Source organism: Ohtaekwangia kribbensis, assembly GCF_042676245.1.
GTDB classification, from domain to species: domain Bacteria; phylum Bacteroidota; class Bacteroidia; order Cytophagales; family Cyclobacteriaceae; genus Ohtaekwangia; species Ohtaekwangia kribbensis.
Map to the genome: position 1 here is coordinate 1098691 of NZ_JBHTKA010000007.1, position 16692 is coordinate 1115382.

Here is a 16692-nt window from a genome sequence, read left to right on the forward strand (position 1 = left end):
AATGTAAAGTGAAAATGAAAACAAAAGCAAAGTTACTGGCATCTTTAAAGATATGGGTAGTTATATATCCGTCCATCACCTTATTCCTGTATTGGTTTGGTGAAGTCTTATCGGTCTTGCCGCTATACCAGCGAACATTCTTACTGACGCTTTCATTGGTTCCATGGATTGTTTTTGCAGGAGTTCCGTTCGTGGATTTGATCATCAAGCAGCTATCACCACAAAATCCAGACAAAGCCCATTAAGCATGTCCTCGAGAAAGGATTTTATAAAGTAAAGCAGACTGAGTTAACAGGTCTCGCTTAGTCATTTGATTCATTCCCTTTCAACGATAGTCTTATGATACCCAATAAAAGTTTTGATGTAATTATAGTCGGAGGCAGTTACTCCGGACTCGCGGCAGGTATGGCGCTCGGCAGAGCGCTGCGAAAAGTTCTGATTATTGACAGTGGCAAACCTTGTAACCGGCAAACTCCTCATTCGCATAACTTCATTACGCACGATGGGAGAGCACCTGCCGAGATAGCCGCCATTGCACGACAACAGGTAGAAAACTATAGCACCGTAACATTTCTGAATGACCTGGCTATATATGGTGCAAGGACTAATAAGGGATTTGAAGTAAAGACGGCATCCGGAGATATATTTCGTGCAGAGAAATTGATTTTAGCCACGGGTATCCGAGATATACTTCCTTCTATACCAGGCTTGGCGGAATGCTGGGGAATATCTGTTCTTCATTGTCCATATTGCCATGGTTATGAAGTACGTTATGAGCGCACCGGTATAGTAGCGAACGGTGAAGCAGCCTTTGAACTTGCTGTGCTTATTTCGAATTGGACAAAAGATCTTACGGTATTTACCAACGGTATGGCTACGCTAACTATTTCACAAACGGAAACACTGATGAAACACCGTATCAATATTGTGGAGAAACCGCTGGAAATGCTGGAACATACCAACGGCTACCTGCAACGAATCATCCTGAAAGACGGAACAGTCTACCCGTTGAAATCGCTATATATACGCGCTCCGTTCGGGCAACATTCGGAAATACCAAAGTTGCTGGGCTGTGAATTTACGGATGATGGTTACATCCGGATTGATATGATGCAAAAGACCAGCGTACCGGGAGTTTTTGCCTGTGGTGACAATACAACCCGTATGCGTACGGTTGCCAACGCTGTGGCTATGGGCACAGCCACCGGGATGATGGTAAACAAGGAACTCGTAAGCGAGGCGTTTTAGCTATAGAAGTTTACCGTGTCCAAATCAACCCCTTATAAAGTCTAATTGACACCTCGGGGTGTGTACATTCCGACATTAATTTTGTGTTATTGCACAAATTGGAGAATATGTGTTAAATCAGACATTTTCTCCACCTGCATTTATGAAGGAAAATGATATGCACTCGAATCGTTCACAGTTCGGAAAAATAAAACCTGCCGAGTTCATCGCGTTGTCGGCTTGCACCATGATGCTGACGGCATTGGGTATTGATATAATGCTTCCGGTATTCGGAGAGCTCCGACAATATTTCGGACTTAAACCGGAATCGACTGCCACGGCACAGATCATTGTATTCTTTTTCCTCGGGCAGATTTGTCAAATCATCTTTGGAGCACTGTCTGATCGTTTCGGAAGATTACCTATACTTCGTGTGGGATTTCCGCTTTATATTATTGCCGGTATAGCTGCTGCTTTTTCACCAAGCCTTGAGTTTATGTTCGCGGCACGTTTTGTAGCCGGCATGGGAGCATCAGCCGTTTTCATGACGACTATAGCCGGTGTTCGCGATCGTTTTGTAGGCGATGAGATGGCGCGCATTATGTCGCTGATCTTTACTATATTTTTGTTCACGCCGATTGCTGCACCATTTTTAGGACTTGCCATTTTATCGATTTCGTCTTGGCAAATGGTATTCCTGACACCACCGCTGTTTGCCATTATTATTTTTGTCTGGTCGCTTCGCTTGGAGGAATCGCTTCCACGCGAACAACGTATTGCACTTGATCTGGCAAGTATAGGGCAGTCGATTCGCAAGGTGATCAGCAATCGCGTTTTTCTTCGCTATACTTCCATCACCACCATTCTTTTTGCCGGGTTGAGTTCGTATGTCTCAAGCTCTGAACATATAGTTGGGGAGATCTATGGAAGGCCCGAGTTATTCGTCTGGATCTTTGCAGGTATAGGATTGGGAATGGCTTTTTGCACATTGATAAATTCGCGCCTCTCATCACGCTATGGAGCCCGCAGAACTATACGAGGGCTTCTGGTTATATATACCATTGTAGGGGGATTGCTGCAGGTATATACGTTTACCGTTGGTGATCCACCGGATATGGTATACTTCTTCATTGCTGTTGCTTTGCTGATGGGAATCAATTTGGCAATTGAACCCAACAGCAGCGCATTGGCCATGGAACCGATGGGAGATATGGCGGGTATAGCGTCTGCTGTTTATGGAACTTCGTTCTTTTTTATAGGCGCCTCGTTGGGAGCACTCATCAGCAACCTGATGGTACATGGTGTTTTACCACTGGTACTTGGATTCTTTGTGATTGGACTCACTGCTATATTCCTGGTGTTTAGTGACAAGCGTCCGTTCCCGCAGCAAGCCTCCTGAAGTTGGGCTATATATTTGGTGTCCACGAATGTCTCAATCGTTTCTCAAATTCTTCACCGGGTTTTGAATCGATGCCCGGAAGGTTTGAGAAATGATCATAACGAGGCCAATGAATAACAGAAAAGTAAATACCATCAGCAATGAACCAGCACCCATTGAAATACGGTTGGCAAAGTTCATCAGGAAGAAGGAACTCAGAACATAGCCCGTTGGTATAGCTATAATTCCTGCAATCACCAGGAGTTTAATATACCCTTTGGACAGCAGGTTGATAATTTGCACGACACTCGCCCCGATAATTTTCCGGATGCTGATTTCTTTTCTGCGTGTCTCAACGGTAAACACAACAAGTCCCAATAAACCAAGCGAAGCAATGGTAACCGTCATGAACGCAAGGAAACCGAGCAGCGATATGGTTGCCGATTGATCATAGCGTTGTTCATTCTCATGATCGAGCCAGGTATAGTTTAAGGCTATTCCCGGATATACTTTGTTCCAGAGGTGTTCGATCTGCTGTGTAGTTTCCTGCAGTACATGCGGGTTGATCTTTACCAACAGTTGTTGGTTGGACGTGTTGCTGCGAAGCACCATAGGCGAAATAGCATGTGCAACGCCCTGGTGATAGAAATCTTTTACAATACCGACTATACGCAACTGCAGTGTATCGATCCAGACCGTTTCACCCAGAGCACTGTGTATATTTTTAAGGCCTAGTGCCTGCACGGCTTTCTGATTCAGGATAACCGATTGCTCATCGCGATGTATACCCCTGTCAAAATTGCTGCCGGCTATAATGGTCAGTTCACTGAGCGGTATAGCACCGGCATCACAAAAGTAATAACCGGCTTTAACCAGCTGTTGTGATTCCTGAGACAGTTTTATATCAGCATATCCTGTGGGACGATTCCCAAACGTGGAAGATATTGAACCAACCTGCTGCACACCTGCGAGGCGCGTTATTTCATTTCGGAATGGATCTCGTTCATTTGTCTGCGCCGGTATCGCTACTATATTTTCACGTGCAAAGCCCTGGTCAGCATTCTCCATAAACGAAAACTGTTTATAGAATGCTGTGAGAAAAATCAATACAACCAGCGAAATAGAGAATTGAAATACAAGCAAGATCTTTCGCAGGGTGAGCCCACCCATAATATTTTCTGCCATGGTGTTTCGCAGCATCTTTACTGCTTTGAAAGAAGATTGTATCCACGCAGGCATAATACCGGCGAGCAGACCAGCCGCAAGGGCGAAACCTACAAAGCATGCTATCAATACCCAGTCAACGCTGATCTCCGGTATAAATTCATAGCCATCATTGAACGGCTTATATTCCAGTATGCAGGAGAGCATAGCAGCGGCAAGTACAAGTGAGAAGAGAGACAGCACGATCGATTCCACTATATATTGAAAGAATATCTGCGAACGTTTGGCACCGGCAATCTTCCGAATGCCAATCTCGCGGGTCCGCGTAAGCGAGCGAGCTATCGACAGACTGGTATAATTGAAACATGCTGCCAGTAGTATAATAAAGGCTACAGTACCTTCTGTGATAATTTTGCCCCATGATGCTGCGCGTGCAAAGTCATTGTATAATGTTCCCCAATTAGGAGTAATGGCGGAAAGTTTTTGTGTGTTAAAGGCGAACGTCCCGTGGTTGGATTGTTGATTTATACTTTGTGCCACGCTGTTAAGGTGCCTTTGAAGATCATCGAGCGATGCATGATCATTTAAAACTATATAGGTATAAGCTTTCTCGAAAGAGTTCCATGTTTTTGATTTGGCCGGGAGTTTTCCCAATGTTTCCAGTTTGTCAATGGTTGCGTATGCTATATATACATCGTGTTTGATATGCGTTTTTCCGGGATCTTCGTTGAGTACACCCGTTATTTGGAATACGCCAAGTTTACCAACTGTTAACATGGAGCCGACCGGATTATTGCTTCCGAAGAATTTTTCGGCCGTTGCTTTACTGAGCACAACACTATACGGATGTTGCAAAGCCGTGCGGGCATTACCGTGCAACAGCGTGAAGCCGAATACATCGAAGAAAGAACTTTGGGTGAAACAACCGGCAACGTCAATATCTTTTGCACCATCGGTTAACGTTTCATATATACCCGGGTATAAACTTGTTGATGCCTGGACTGCTAATGTATCGCTGTCCAGAATTTCCTGCAGGGGCAGGGGAGTGCTGGCAAGTTCCCACGATAACTTCTCGGGGTTGGTTATTTGCGAGGTAATTCTATAGGTATAGGCACGATGCGGATGAAAGTGATCATAGCTGAAAGAATCTTTAACACGAATCATTACCATCATGCCAACCGACATCGCGAGCGCGAGTCCGAATATATTGATGAATGAAAACAGTCTGTTCTTGATAAGACTGCGCCATGCGATGATGAAGTAATTTTTGATCATAGAGGGTTGTTGCTGCCAGACGTTGCCAATAATCAAACCAAACTAAATGTCGCGATTTTACTTTGTTTATTGCTATAGCCTGAAGTTCCTAAGTTCGTTTCCGAGCGTGAACGTTCGATATCGAATGTTTTCTCCGTTTGATGTGATCCATGAAAGGCATATATATCGGTCGAAGGTATAACTGTTAACAGGACTAAATTGATGATTATGGAGTGACACAGAGCTGCTTCGGTCATGATCGACCTGACAGCCAAGTCCGGAGTCCATACGATGCGTGCCGGGAGCAATTTCAATTCCTGACACAGACATCCCTGAATTCAATATGAGCCCCCGAGGTTGTGCTGAAGCAGCGTGGATCAGGTGTCGTTATAAAGCAATAAATGCTGCCAAAAGCAGTATGTCAGCCGATCGTAAAATACCCTCCGAGATCGTTTTTTTAAGCGCCATTGCGCGAAAATGAATGTCAGTGTTTCAAATTTCTAAAACTATTGACAACTTTATTATTGTTAATGCAAACGATTTTATAGCTATTTCAAACGATTGAATTTTGGTGGCCCTAAATTCAAATGATGTTTGTTAATCAGCAGTATAAGATAAATTCTCGCTTTCAATAAAAATGGTAATTCAGTTTTTCGATAGCTGTTTCGAGAGTTTACCCGGTATGGGTACCGGTATTTTTATGTCTGTCCGGTACCGCGATTTGATCCTTTCATCTTCAATTTAATCACCTAAAAAAATGACTCTATGACCAGAAACAGATCGCCTTCTTACGCATGATTTAAAAAGTGTCTTTAATACACCTAAAAGTAATACAAAGGTCCATTGACCTTGTATTTATTCTTCAACCTAAACCTGATCTTAAATGAAAGTAAATCTACTGTTGCCAGCAGAGAGGTTTGGCTTTTTCCTGTCGCAAGGAAAAACGATAATTATCCTGCTGCTATATTTTATTTCTGCAGGCGCAGCATATGCGCAGCAAAACACTACGGAGCGAAAGATTTCCGGGACGATCGTAGATGAAACCGGATCTGCCATGCCGGGTGTGAGTATACTTATCTCCGGGACCAGTACCGGTACACGCAGCGATGCCGATGGTAAATATGAATTGATTGTTCCGGCAGACCGTGATGTGTTGCACGTCACATTTATCGGTTATAAAAATGTAGACATTACCGTTGGTTCGCAGACGATCATCAACGTGACGATGACACCCGATATACAATCACTCGAAGAAGTGGTTGTAGTTGGTTATGGTGTTCAGAAAAAACAGAGTGTGGTAAGTGCAGTTACAAGCGTATCGCCCGAGACTCTGAAATCACCCACCGGTAATCTTACGAATTCTATAGCCGGACGCGTAGCCGGTATCATTGCTTACCAGACCAGTGGTGAACCGGGTTTGGGAACTGACAACTCTGCATTCTTTATCCGCGGCCTTTCCAGTTTCGGAAGTGGTAAAGTAAATCCGCTCATTCTTATTGACAATATCGAATCTACTGCGACTGACCTGGCGCGTTTGCAGACGGATGATATAGCAAGCTTCTCTGTATTGAAAGATGCATCAGCAGCTGCGGTATATGGATCGCGCGGTGCCAATGGTGTTATACTGGTAACAACAAAATTAGGTATACCGGGTAAAGCAAGGTATAATTTCAGAGTGGAGAATACGATCTCTACCAATACAAGAAATTATCAGTTAACCGATAATATATCTTATATGCGGGATGCTAACGAAGCAACCCTGACCAGAAATCCTGCTTCAGCTTTACCGTACGGTGAAAACAAAATAAACCACACGCTGGCAGGAGACGATCCTTATCTATATCCCAACAACAACTGGATTGATAAGATGATCAAAGACTATACGGCCAACCAAAGATACAACCTGAATATATCCGGAGGTAGTGAGAACTCTTCCTACTATATAGCAGGAACATACAACGTTGATAACGGGGTATTGAAGATAGATCCGATCAATGACTTCAACAGCAATATCAAACTCCGGAACTACTCCATCCGCAGCAACATCACGGTAAACTTTACAAAGACAACCGAATTTGTACTCAGACTATATGGACAGTTTGATGACTATCGCGGACCGGTAGGAGGAGGAGCTATCGCATTCCGGAATGCACTCGCTGCGAACCCGGTTATGTTCCCGGCAGTATATCCTAAATCAAAGTTGCCCTATATTAACCACCCGTTGTTTGGTTCAGTACCAACACAAGGCTCGGGTTCATTAACAGGTGGATTATTTCTGAATCCGTATGCCGAGATGGTACGCGGTTACCAGGTATATAAAACATCGAACATCAATCCGCAGATTGAACTTCGGCAGAATCTGGATTTTCTAACGGAAGGGCTAAGCGCCAGCGTTATGACTTACCTGCAGCGCTATTCCTTTTTCTCGGTTGCACGTGCCTACAACCCGTTCTACTACACTGCCAATATAGACCCGATAGATCCTTCGCAGTATACATTGTCGGTGTTAAACAACGGTGCGCAGGGCTCTGCTTTTCAACCTACCGGAACCGAGTACCTGGGCTATGCAGAGTTCCCGAAGGAAATTACTTCCAAAATGTATCTTCAGGGATCGATCAATTATGCGCGCACCTTTAATAATAAACATGAAGTCAGTGGTTTGTTAACCGGGTTTATTTCAAGCTTTGAAGCAGGTAATTCCGGTAGTGTAGTAGCATCGTTACCACAGCGCAATACCGTATTGGCTGGTCGGGTTACGTATGGCTATAACAGTAAATATCTGGCTGAATTCAACTTCGGCTATAACGGATCAGAACGCTTTTCAGAGAAGAATCGCTTTGGATTTTTCCCTTCCATTGGTGTTGCTTACAATATATCCAACGAATCATTCTTTGAACCGCTCAAGAATAAAGTATCCGAACTTAAGCTGAGATTCAGTTATGGTCTGGTTGGAAACGATCAGATCGGAAATGTGAATGACAGGTTCTTCTATCTGTCGGATGTAAGCGCAAACGACAATAACTTCGGAGCAAGCTTTGGTACAGGCATTGGTACTGCGCTATATTCCAGACCCGGTTACCGGATTAACCGCTACGGAAATAATAATATAGCATGGGAAGTATCGAGACAGCTCAACCTCGGTGTTGATGTAACGTTGTTCAATTCATTGTCTATCATTGCCAACGCATTTAAGACAAAGCGTTCTAATATATACTTCCCCAACCCGAATATAGAGTCCGCACAAGGTCTCACCAGTGTTCCGTCTGCTAATTATGGATCGGGCGAAACAAAAGGTATAGATCTCTCGCTGGACTATACAAACATGGTCTCGTCAGATCTCTCCTTAACCATCTCCGGCACATTTACCTATGCTACCAGTAAAGTACTGAAGAACGAACAGATCCAGTATGGTTCTGACCTCGCACACTTGTCGAAAAAAGGGTATTCGTTCTCGCAGTCGTGGGGATTTATAGCAGAGCGATTGTTCATTGATGACGAAGAAGTGGAGAACTCTCCCGATCAGTCATTCTTCGGCAGCGAAGTACGCGGAGGAGACATAAAGTATCGCGATATCAATGGTGATAAAGTGATCAATAACGATGATGTGGTACCGATAGGGTATCCTACACAACCTGAAATTGTATATGGTATTGGTCCGTCCATCACCTACAAGCGATTCGATTTTGGATTCATGTTCCAGGGTGCTGCCCGTTCAACGTTCTTCATCGATCCGTTGAAGACATCACCTTTCATCCAGTTTGGTGGTTATGATCAGTATGGAAATATAGTGCTCGGTACAGGTTTTCAGAATGGAGAACTGGAGGCAATTCACCAGGATCACTGGTCGGAAGAAAATCCGAATCCCTATGCATTCTGGCCACGGTTAAGTAATCAGATCGAATGGAATAATGTACAGCGCTCTACCTGGTGGATGCGCAACGGAAGTTTCATTCGCCTTAAAACCGTAACGCTGGGCTATACATTTCAGCCTATAAAAAAACTGTTCGATCTGCAGCCACGCATTTACTTCTCTGCCAATAATCTTTTCGCGATGAGCAGCTTTAAGCTGTGGGATGTTGAGATGGGAGGCAATGGATTGGGATATCCTGTGCAGCGGGTATATATGGTCGGCCTCCAGCTGGACTTTTAACCGAATTGAAATGTGAGTATAAAAAGTATAGATATGAATATATATACATGGATTAATCAAAAGGAACAGAAGAAATACTCCCGGAGTGTTTCCATAAGCATGATCGTGCTTGCTGTTGGCTTGATGTTCAGCGCGGTGTCGTGTAGTGATTACCTGGATGTAGTACCGGATAACGTAACCACGTTAGACAATGCCTTTTCCCTGAAGAATGAAGCAGAGAAATATCTGTTTACCTGCTACTCGTATATTCCCAGGAATGGCGATGGCTGGTTTAATATAGGGATGATGTCGGGAGATGAGATCTGGTTACCGCAGACTGACCGAACATATTGGAACCCGGCCTTCCGGATTGCGCAGGGAAATCAGAATAGTAATATACCGCTGCTGGATGCCTGGAGAGGTTATCAGTTGGGTGCTACCGGCAGTGATAAGAGACTCTTCGCAGGCCTTCGAAGCTGCAATATATTTCTGGAGAATGTTCGCAACCTGAACAAAGTACCGGATCTCACGCTGGATGTACGAACACGCTGGATCGGTGAAGTGGAATTTTTAAAAGCATACTATCATTATTACCTGTTCCGCATGTACGGTCCTATTCCCATCATCGATGTGAATACTCCGCTCGATGCCGATGTACAGGCCAGCTATGTATACCGCAGACCTGTTGATGAATGCGTGAACTATATAGATGCATTACTCGATTCATCAATAGCGAAACTTCCCGATGTAGTGGAGAATGATCTGCAGGAAATGGGAAGAATAACCAAGCCCATAGCCCTGGCGTTGAAAGCCAAACTCTGGGTGTTGGCCGCGAGTCCGTTGTTCAATGGCAACAGCGACTTTGCCAATTTTACCGATCACGAAGGAACGCAGCTGTTTAATCCAACGTACGATCCAACCAAGTGGCAAAAAGCAAAAGAAGCCTGTAAAGCTGCCATTGATGCAGCAGAAGGTGTAGGACACAAGCTGCATGTATATACCAATGATCCATTCGGTCTCACCGATACAACCAAAATACAATTGAGTATACGACAGGCAGTATCAGAACCCTGGAACAGCGAAGTGGTATGGGGAAATTCCAACAGCTACTTCTGGAATTCCAACATGTGCCAGATACTGTTAACCGGTACAAAAGCACAGAACCGTCTGCCAACACCCGGTGTATGGGAAGCTCCTCTTAAAATTGCCAAGATGTTTTATACCAGCAACGGTGTGCCTATCGAAGAAGACATCACGTTCGATTTTACGGACTACGAACAATTACGCAAGGCAACTAAAAGCGATAGCTATAATATTAAAACCAACTATATAACAGCGCGACTGAACTTTGATCGTGAAAACAGGTTTTATGCTGATCTTGGTTTTGATGGTGGCATCTGGTATAAGAAAGATGCGCGTGGTGTAGACACTGCATTTTATGCGCAGACAAAATGGGCTGATCTCGGAGGCGCGCCTTCAACCCTGAGCTGGAATGAGACAGGCTACTACATCAAGAAGCTCGTGAATTGGGAAATGGTATTCGGTGATAATGATGCTACTACCTATGGACAGTATCCGTGGCCTGAGACTCGTCTCGCAGATTTATACTTGCTCTATGCAGAAGCGTTGAATGAGACAGAGCCTGCTTCCGCAGAAGCAATAGTATATCTCGACAAGATCAGGGCGCGGGCAGGACTTGCCGGTGTGGTGGAATCGTGGACTAATTATTCATCGATCCCGGGCAAGTTTGCAACACAGGACGGACTCCGTGAAATTATACATCGTGAGCGTTTGATCGAACTTGCCTTTGAAGGACACCGGTTCTGGGATCTTCGCCGGTGGAAGAAGGCTGCCGAAGAATTGAATAAAGATATAACCGGATGGAATTATACCGGAACTACGGCCGCTACGTATTACCGCGAAACACAGATATATAGTCAGACCTTTGTAACACCACGCGACTATCTCTGGCCCATTGGTGCAGAAGACACCCGGAAAAATCCGAAGCTGGTAGAAAATCCGGGATGGTAATGAATCACTTAAAATTTACAAAGATGAAAATACATGCAATAAAATATAGTCTGTTGGGTATAGCAGCGCTTCTGCTGGTTTACGCCTGTAACGAAGACTTAAGCTACAGGCAGCCTGCGGGTACATCCAACGGAGCACCTCAGCAGGTAGCAGAAGTGCAGGTGAAGAACTATCCAGGTAAAGCCACGATATCGTACAAACTCCCGGCTGATCCTGATTTGCTTTATGTAAAGGCAAGCTATACGCTGGCCAGTGGAAAAGTGATGGACGTGAAATCATCTTACTTTGTCGATTCGCTTGTAGTGGAAGGATTCGCAGATACACAGGAACATGAGATCAAACTATATACTGTAAATCGTCAGGAAGTTGAGTCTGAACCTATATCTGTTACTGTAAAGCCACTTCGCGCTCCCATCTGGTCAATCCTTGAAAGTATAGATATACGTGATGCCTTTGGCGGATATAAGCTCACGGCTGTTAATAAAACGCAGGAGTCGATCGGTGTATTGATTATGGAGCAGAATGTATTGAAAGAATGGGAAGTAAATAACAACCTCAGTGTATATACATCGGTTGATTCTATTCTTTCGCAGCGCAGTGGAATGGATACGATAACACGACACTTTGGTATTGCGATACGTGACCGGTGGAGCAACATTACGGATACACTGTATAAAGACATCAACCCGATCTACGAAGTAGAACTCAATACTGCCAACTTCAGACATTTCCCGTTGCCGGGTGATCCGGCCCAACAACCAGGAGCTGCTGTTGCCAACATGTGGGACAAGCGCTATGGCTGGCCGGTTAGTTTCAGCAGTCTGGCGGCAGCTACGTTAAATGTTCCTTCTATCGTAACAGTTGATATGGGCGTCTCGGCAAAGTTGAGTAAGGTTTGGATCAGACCTTTCAAGGAATTGAGCAATCTATACTATGGCTTTACAACCTTGAAGCACTTTGAGTTATGGGGCTCTTCAAATCCGAATCTGAACGGTGAACTGGATGACAGCTGGACCTTGCTGGGTAAATATGAATTGAAGAAACCTTCAGGAAGTGCAGGCAATACAGAAACAGCATCCGATCAGGAAGCTGCAGCCAATGGATTCTTCTATGACATCGATCTGGATGCTCCGAAGATTCGATATTTGAGAATCAGGTGTCTTGTAAACTGGGCCGGTTCCTGTCCGCAGAGTGTGGATGAACTTAAAGTGTTCGGTGATCCACGCTAACATCTATAGCGGCAGGTTTGATAGTCATAACCATAAAGAATAAACTTATGATATATACATATAAAACCAGGCAGTTCGTGAGCACCATCATGGCTGTATTTTGCCTGGTAATAATACTCGTGTCGTGCTCCGAATGGGACGAATATAAAAAGTATACAAAAAACGGTGAGATCATATATACCGGAAAGTTTGACTCCGTTGTTGTATTTCCCGGAAAGGAGCGGGTAAGACTCTGGGGAATTATTACGCGCGATCCGAAGGTAGAGAAATGCAAGATCTACTGGAACAACTTCAGTGATTCAGTGATCTTTGATGTTGATGGATTGAATGATGACTATATATTCGATGGAATTTTTGATGTAGAGGAAGGCACGAAAAGTTTCTCGGTATATACTTACGATGCTGCGGGTAATTCATCCGTTGGCGTAAACATCACCGGTAATTCATACGGCAGTCGCTATCGCAATACATTGTCAAATCGCAAAATAAAATCCATTGCGTATGACGATGCCGCTACGACTGTATATTGGGACCTCATCGATAAAAGTCTTGGTCCGGTTCAGATGGAAGTACGCTATAAAACGCAACATGGCGACACAGTGGTAATAACACCTGCGTCAGAAACTACTTCAACGCTGAAAGGTCTGGACTTTGGAAATGAAGGGTTCACGTGGCGTACTGTCTTTAAACCATTGCCTGTTACCCCGAACGTTGTGTGTATCGATACATTCTGTACGAAATATAGTACACGCGGTATACCAAACTTTGTAGAGAAAGAATTGGACAGATCTTTATTCGCGGCAATATCCCTTCCGGGTGATGCCGGGGCAAACGGTGGCGCCGGTGGCGTTGCCGCGATGTGGGATGGACAAGCACAGAATTCATACGGTGGTGCCAACTTTACAGATATAGGGGCCGGAGGCTCTTCACCTCAAATGGTAACCTTCGATCTGGGTATGAATGTTGACGTCACGAAGATTACCTTGTATCCATTTCAGGAGTGGTGGGGATCATACTATGTTTTCTCTACAATTCGTGATTACGAAATATATGGTTCATCCAATCCTACCAGTAGCGGTGCACTGGATGAAAGTTGGACATTGCTGAATGCCGGAACGATCGCAAAACCTTCGGGACTTCCGAAAGACAATGAAGATGCTGCTGATAAAGCTGCTGCTATTGCCGGATTTTCGTTAACGGTTGATCCCGCAGCCCCGAAAGTGAGGTATATACGGATACGATGCCTGAAAAATTACGAGGCTTTCTTTGCAGGTAACTCCAATGCTTTCTTCAGCGTTGCCGAAGTAAAAGTTGCCGGAATGCTTCCTGAATAAGTAAAGTAAAAATCCTGTTGTATTGTTAAATACGATTGGAATGAAAATTAAGAAGCCGCCTCAAAACTCTGAGGCGGCTTCTTATTTTTTAAAATGAATTTTTACTCGCAGCTCACAACTCAAAGCTCGCGACTATATATATAGTGGTAGCCACGAGTCTTTGCCTCTGGCCAGGCTTGCAACCAGAAGCCAGTAGCCAGCAGCTTTTTTGCTATAGCTTCCTATTTTTTGCAGGTGTTGATTTCTTTTTGGCTGCTTTTGCTTTCGGGTTAAAGTTCAGGCTCAGCTCAATCCAGTATAGAAGGTCTTTATCGGAGCGAAGGCCTATAGATTCCACAAGTAAAAATCCTTTGAGCGTTCTTCCATTAAAATCCATGTGGCGGCAACCTTTTTTCTTTAAGGCCATTGGGTATAGCTCAGGATCGATGCGAACCATCAGCGAATCGTTCGTTACGCCAACAACCATTTTATCATTCACCATAAAGCAAAGTCCACCGATCATATTTTTTTGAACAGGCTTCATTTTCTTTTTCTTGAAAACTTTCTCAACCCGTTCGAGGAGGTGCTGATCGTATGGCATATTGATAACGTTTAAATATATACTATATGTATCGTCCTACAGGTTTCTGAAATCATCTGCGAAACGCTCTTTCATCTCCCGGTTCTTCTTCCAGAATTTGACTTCGATAAGCTTCATGATCGGATCAAACTCGGGACTCTTCCGCAGGTTATCCCCGAGCGGATCATCGCGCAACAGCAATAACCAGTACAGAAAATTATCCTGCTCATTGGCAAACTTCCTGAAATGCATAATCGCCTTTGCGTTATCACCCTGGTACGAATAGTACGAAGCAAGGAACATATCTTTATACATCGTCTGCGAACTGTCAGCAAAATGCCTGAACTCATTTACATAATAATCAGCTTTTGCTTTGTCTCCGGAGTGAGCATACGCAGCTCCGATCCGCAGGTATTCATGTCTGAAAATGTCCATACCAAACATCTGCATGATGGGTATAGCACGATCATAGCATGATCGCGCACCGGCAAAATCGCGCATCATGAAATTAACCTTTCCGATCTCCTGCAGTATATCAAAGCGCATTGTATCCTTTTTCCATTCGGCTTGAAGTATCGCTTTAGTCTTCTCGCAACTACGATCGGTTCCATAATGTATATAGGCCCGTACATAGCCTGCAAAGAAATTCTTCGGATTGAGTTGTAACGATCGCGTATTGTATCGCAGTGCTTCATCGAGAAATCCGGTCTGGGCCAGCGCATTGCTTAAATGAAAATAGTTGAAACTTCGGGTGGCCGAATCTATAGCATGATCAACTTTTACTTTCTGTATAGCATACTCCAGATATTTAGCCGGATTCGGAACATGAATGTTATAGAACTCCGTTAGAAAATGCAGTACGAGTCCGGAACGCGGATCATACTCCAGTGCTTTTTCAAAATAGGGAATAGACAGCTCATACTCCTGGCGTGCAGCAAACGACAACGCCTTTGCTATGAGACTTTCACTTGATTTAGGATCATATAGCATCGCCTTTTCTGCGAACAATTCTATATCATCAGCGTGCGTTTTTTTCAAATTGAAAATGTCGAGGTAGTAATATACCATGGTGGCTGTTGCATAGGCAAGTGCGAATTCAGGATCTCGCTCTATCGCTTTTTTGAATAACGGAATAGAAGCTTCGAGATCGTTTCGTCCGCTTCGGTAAAACAGATCTTTACCTTTCAGATAGTAGTCGTACGCTTCGAGATCATCGGTAGGTTTCTTTTCGATACGACTCTTTTCTTCTGGTGTAAGAATCACTTCGATCTCGCTCGCTATATTTTGCGCAATCTCTTCCTGCAGCTCAAATATATCTTTAGATTCTCTGCGGTATTGCTTAGCCCATAGATGTTTATCAGTTTCGCCATCAATCAACTGGATGTTCAGTAAAATTTTATCTCCTATTTTCTGGCCGCTTCCTTCTACAAAATATCGAACGTTCAATTCTTTCGCCATCTCCGATACAGACTTGGAAGTCTTGCGATACTTTTCAGCTGATGTTCTGCTGACCACACGAAGGTTCTGAATTTGCTGGAGGTTATTGAGAGTAGCCTCCATCAAACCGTTGATCAGGTATACATTGGATGAATCGCTGCTTTCATTCTTAAAGGGTAATACAACAATAGATTTCTCCTCGTCCTTTAGTCGAAGCGCAGACCATACCCATATAGCCGCTACCACCAGTACGAGCACGACAGCTCCTATAATTATATACCGTTTATAGTGTCGGGGTGTAGCGGGCGTTGGGGTGTTGTCATCATCCGGTAATTTTCCAACCGGTATAGCGGCTGCGGCAACATCACGCTTGCCAACTTCCCCCGGTGGATAGCCATAGTATTCGCGGAAGCATTTAATGAAATACGAACTGCTGTTGAAACCAACCTGGTGCGAAACCTCCGACACATTTTGGGATGTACTTCGCAGTAATTCCATGGCACGCGTAAGTCGAACCTGGCTGATGAGCTGGCTCACCGAAAGGTTATATTCCTTTTTTACTTTTCGCAGCAGGTTCGACCGGCTCATGTTCATTTCGTCTGCAAGCTCGGAGACACCGAACTGCTCGTTGGCCATATTCTTTTCGATCGCGGTGGTAAGCCGTGTTGTAAAATCAGTTTCGGACAAGGGTAAATCGGACATGGTATGTTTCAACAATTTTGTCTGTGAGCAGGGAACGGCAGACCTCCGTGCACACAAAAATTTCTTCAAGGTATAGTAAAACAGCTTCAAGTTACGGGTTTCGCTACGCAGATGCATCAAAATTGCTATCGATGCGTCATCATTTATATCAATTCCAGCAAAGTTGATGGTTTTGGGCGCACCGTTGTTTCGTGCTGCGCGGGCGTTCAGGCGTTCTTTGAGTCCATCAAATTTTTCCAAAAACTAAA

Annotated in this window: 10 protein-coding genes; 7 read left to right on the plus strand and 3 right to left on the minus strand. The window is 44.2% G+C overall.

Features of this window, described 5'->3' with window-relative positions; all coding sequences use genetic code 11:
• Positions 1 to 14 precede the first annotated feature (14 nt).
• From ACFQ21_RS19640 to ACFQ21_RS19650, 3 genes are all read left to right on the plus strand, one after another.
• Positions 15 to 245 carry a hypothetical protein gene (locus ACFQ21_RS19640; protein WP_377581524.1) on the plus strand — a complete coding sequence of 77 codons (231 nt, stop codon included), beginning with the start codon at positions 15 to 17 and terminating at the stop codon, positions 243 to 245.
• Positions 246 to 339: 94 nt separating this feature from the next.
• The gene (locus ACFQ21_RS19645) at positions 340 to 1248 is read left to right on the plus strand and encodes an NAD(P)/FAD-dependent oxidoreductase (RefSeq protein WP_377581526.1); all 909 of its coding nucleotides are present in this window, start codon (positions 340 to 342) and stop codon (positions 1246 to 1248) included.
• 142 nt (positions 1249 to 1390) lie between these two features.
• Positions 1391 to 2626 carry a multidrug effflux MFS transporter gene (locus tag ACFQ21_RS19650; RefSeq protein WP_377581529.1) on the plus strand — a complete coding sequence of 412 codons (1236 nt, stop codon included), beginning with the start codon at positions 1391 to 1393 and terminating at the stop codon, positions 2624 to 2626.
• A 33-nt stretch (positions 2627 to 2659) separates the two neighbouring features.
• On the opposite strand, the gene ACFQ21_RS19655 is transcribed toward ACFQ21_RS19650, so the two are convergent.
• Positions 2660 to 5044, minus strand: coding sequence for an ABC transporter permease (locus ACFQ21_RS19655; protein ID WP_377581531.1), 2385 nt, complete (start codon positions 5042 to 5044; stop codon positions 2660 to 2662).
• 862 nt (positions 5045 to 5906) lie between these two features.
• Between ACFQ21_RS19655 and ACFQ21_RS19660 the strand changes: the two genes are divergently transcribed.
• The 4 genes from ACFQ21_RS19660 to ACFQ21_RS19675 are packed head-to-tail and all read left to right on the plus strand — an operon-like array spanning position 5907 to position 13746.
• Positions 5907 to 9173 carry a SusC/RagA family TonB-linked outer membrane protein gene (locus ACFQ21_RS19660; protein WP_377581534.1) on the plus strand — a complete coding sequence of 1089 codons (3267 nt, stop codon included), beginning with the start codon at positions 5907 to 5909 and terminating at the stop codon, positions 9171 to 9173.
• 33 nt (positions 9174 to 9206) lie between these two features.
• Positions 9207 to 11183: a RagB/SusD family nutrient uptake outer membrane protein gene (locus ACFQ21_RS19665; RefSeq protein WP_377581537.1), complete on the plus strand. Its 1977-nt coding sequence runs from the start codon at positions 9207 to 9209 to the stop codon at positions 11181 to 11183.
• Positions 11184 to 11206: 23 nt separating this feature from the next.
• Entirely contained in the window at positions 11207 to 12412 is a 1206-nt protein-coding gene (locus tag ACFQ21_RS19670; protein ID WP_377581540.1) for a DUF4959 domain-containing protein, read from the plus strand.
• 47 nt (positions 12413 to 12459) lie between these two features.
• Complete coding sequence (locus ACFQ21_RS19675) at positions 12460 to 13746, plus strand: DUF4998 domain-containing protein (protein WP_377581542.1); 1287 nt, start codon at positions 12460 to 12462, stop codon at positions 13744 to 13746.
• Between the two features lie 211 nt (positions 13747 to 13957).
• Here the strand turns inward: ACFQ21_RS19675 and ACFQ21_RS19680 are convergent, their stop codons facing one another.
• Both ACFQ21_RS19680 and ACFQ21_RS19685 read right to left on the minus strand, forming a co-directional pair.
• The gene (locus tag ACFQ21_RS19680) at positions 13958 to 14326 is read right to left on the minus strand and encodes a TfoX/Sxy family protein (RefSeq protein WP_377581545.1); all 369 of its coding nucleotides are present in this window, start codon (positions 14324 to 14326) and stop codon (positions 13958 to 13960) included.
• A 36-nt stretch (positions 14327 to 14362) separates the two neighbouring features.
• A complete protein-coding gene (locus tag ACFQ21_RS19685) occupies positions 14363 to 16684 on the minus strand; it encodes a helix-turn-helix domain-containing protein (protein WP_377581548.1) in 2322 nt (773 codons plus the stop codon).
• Positions 16685 to 16692: the final 8 nt, after the last annotated feature.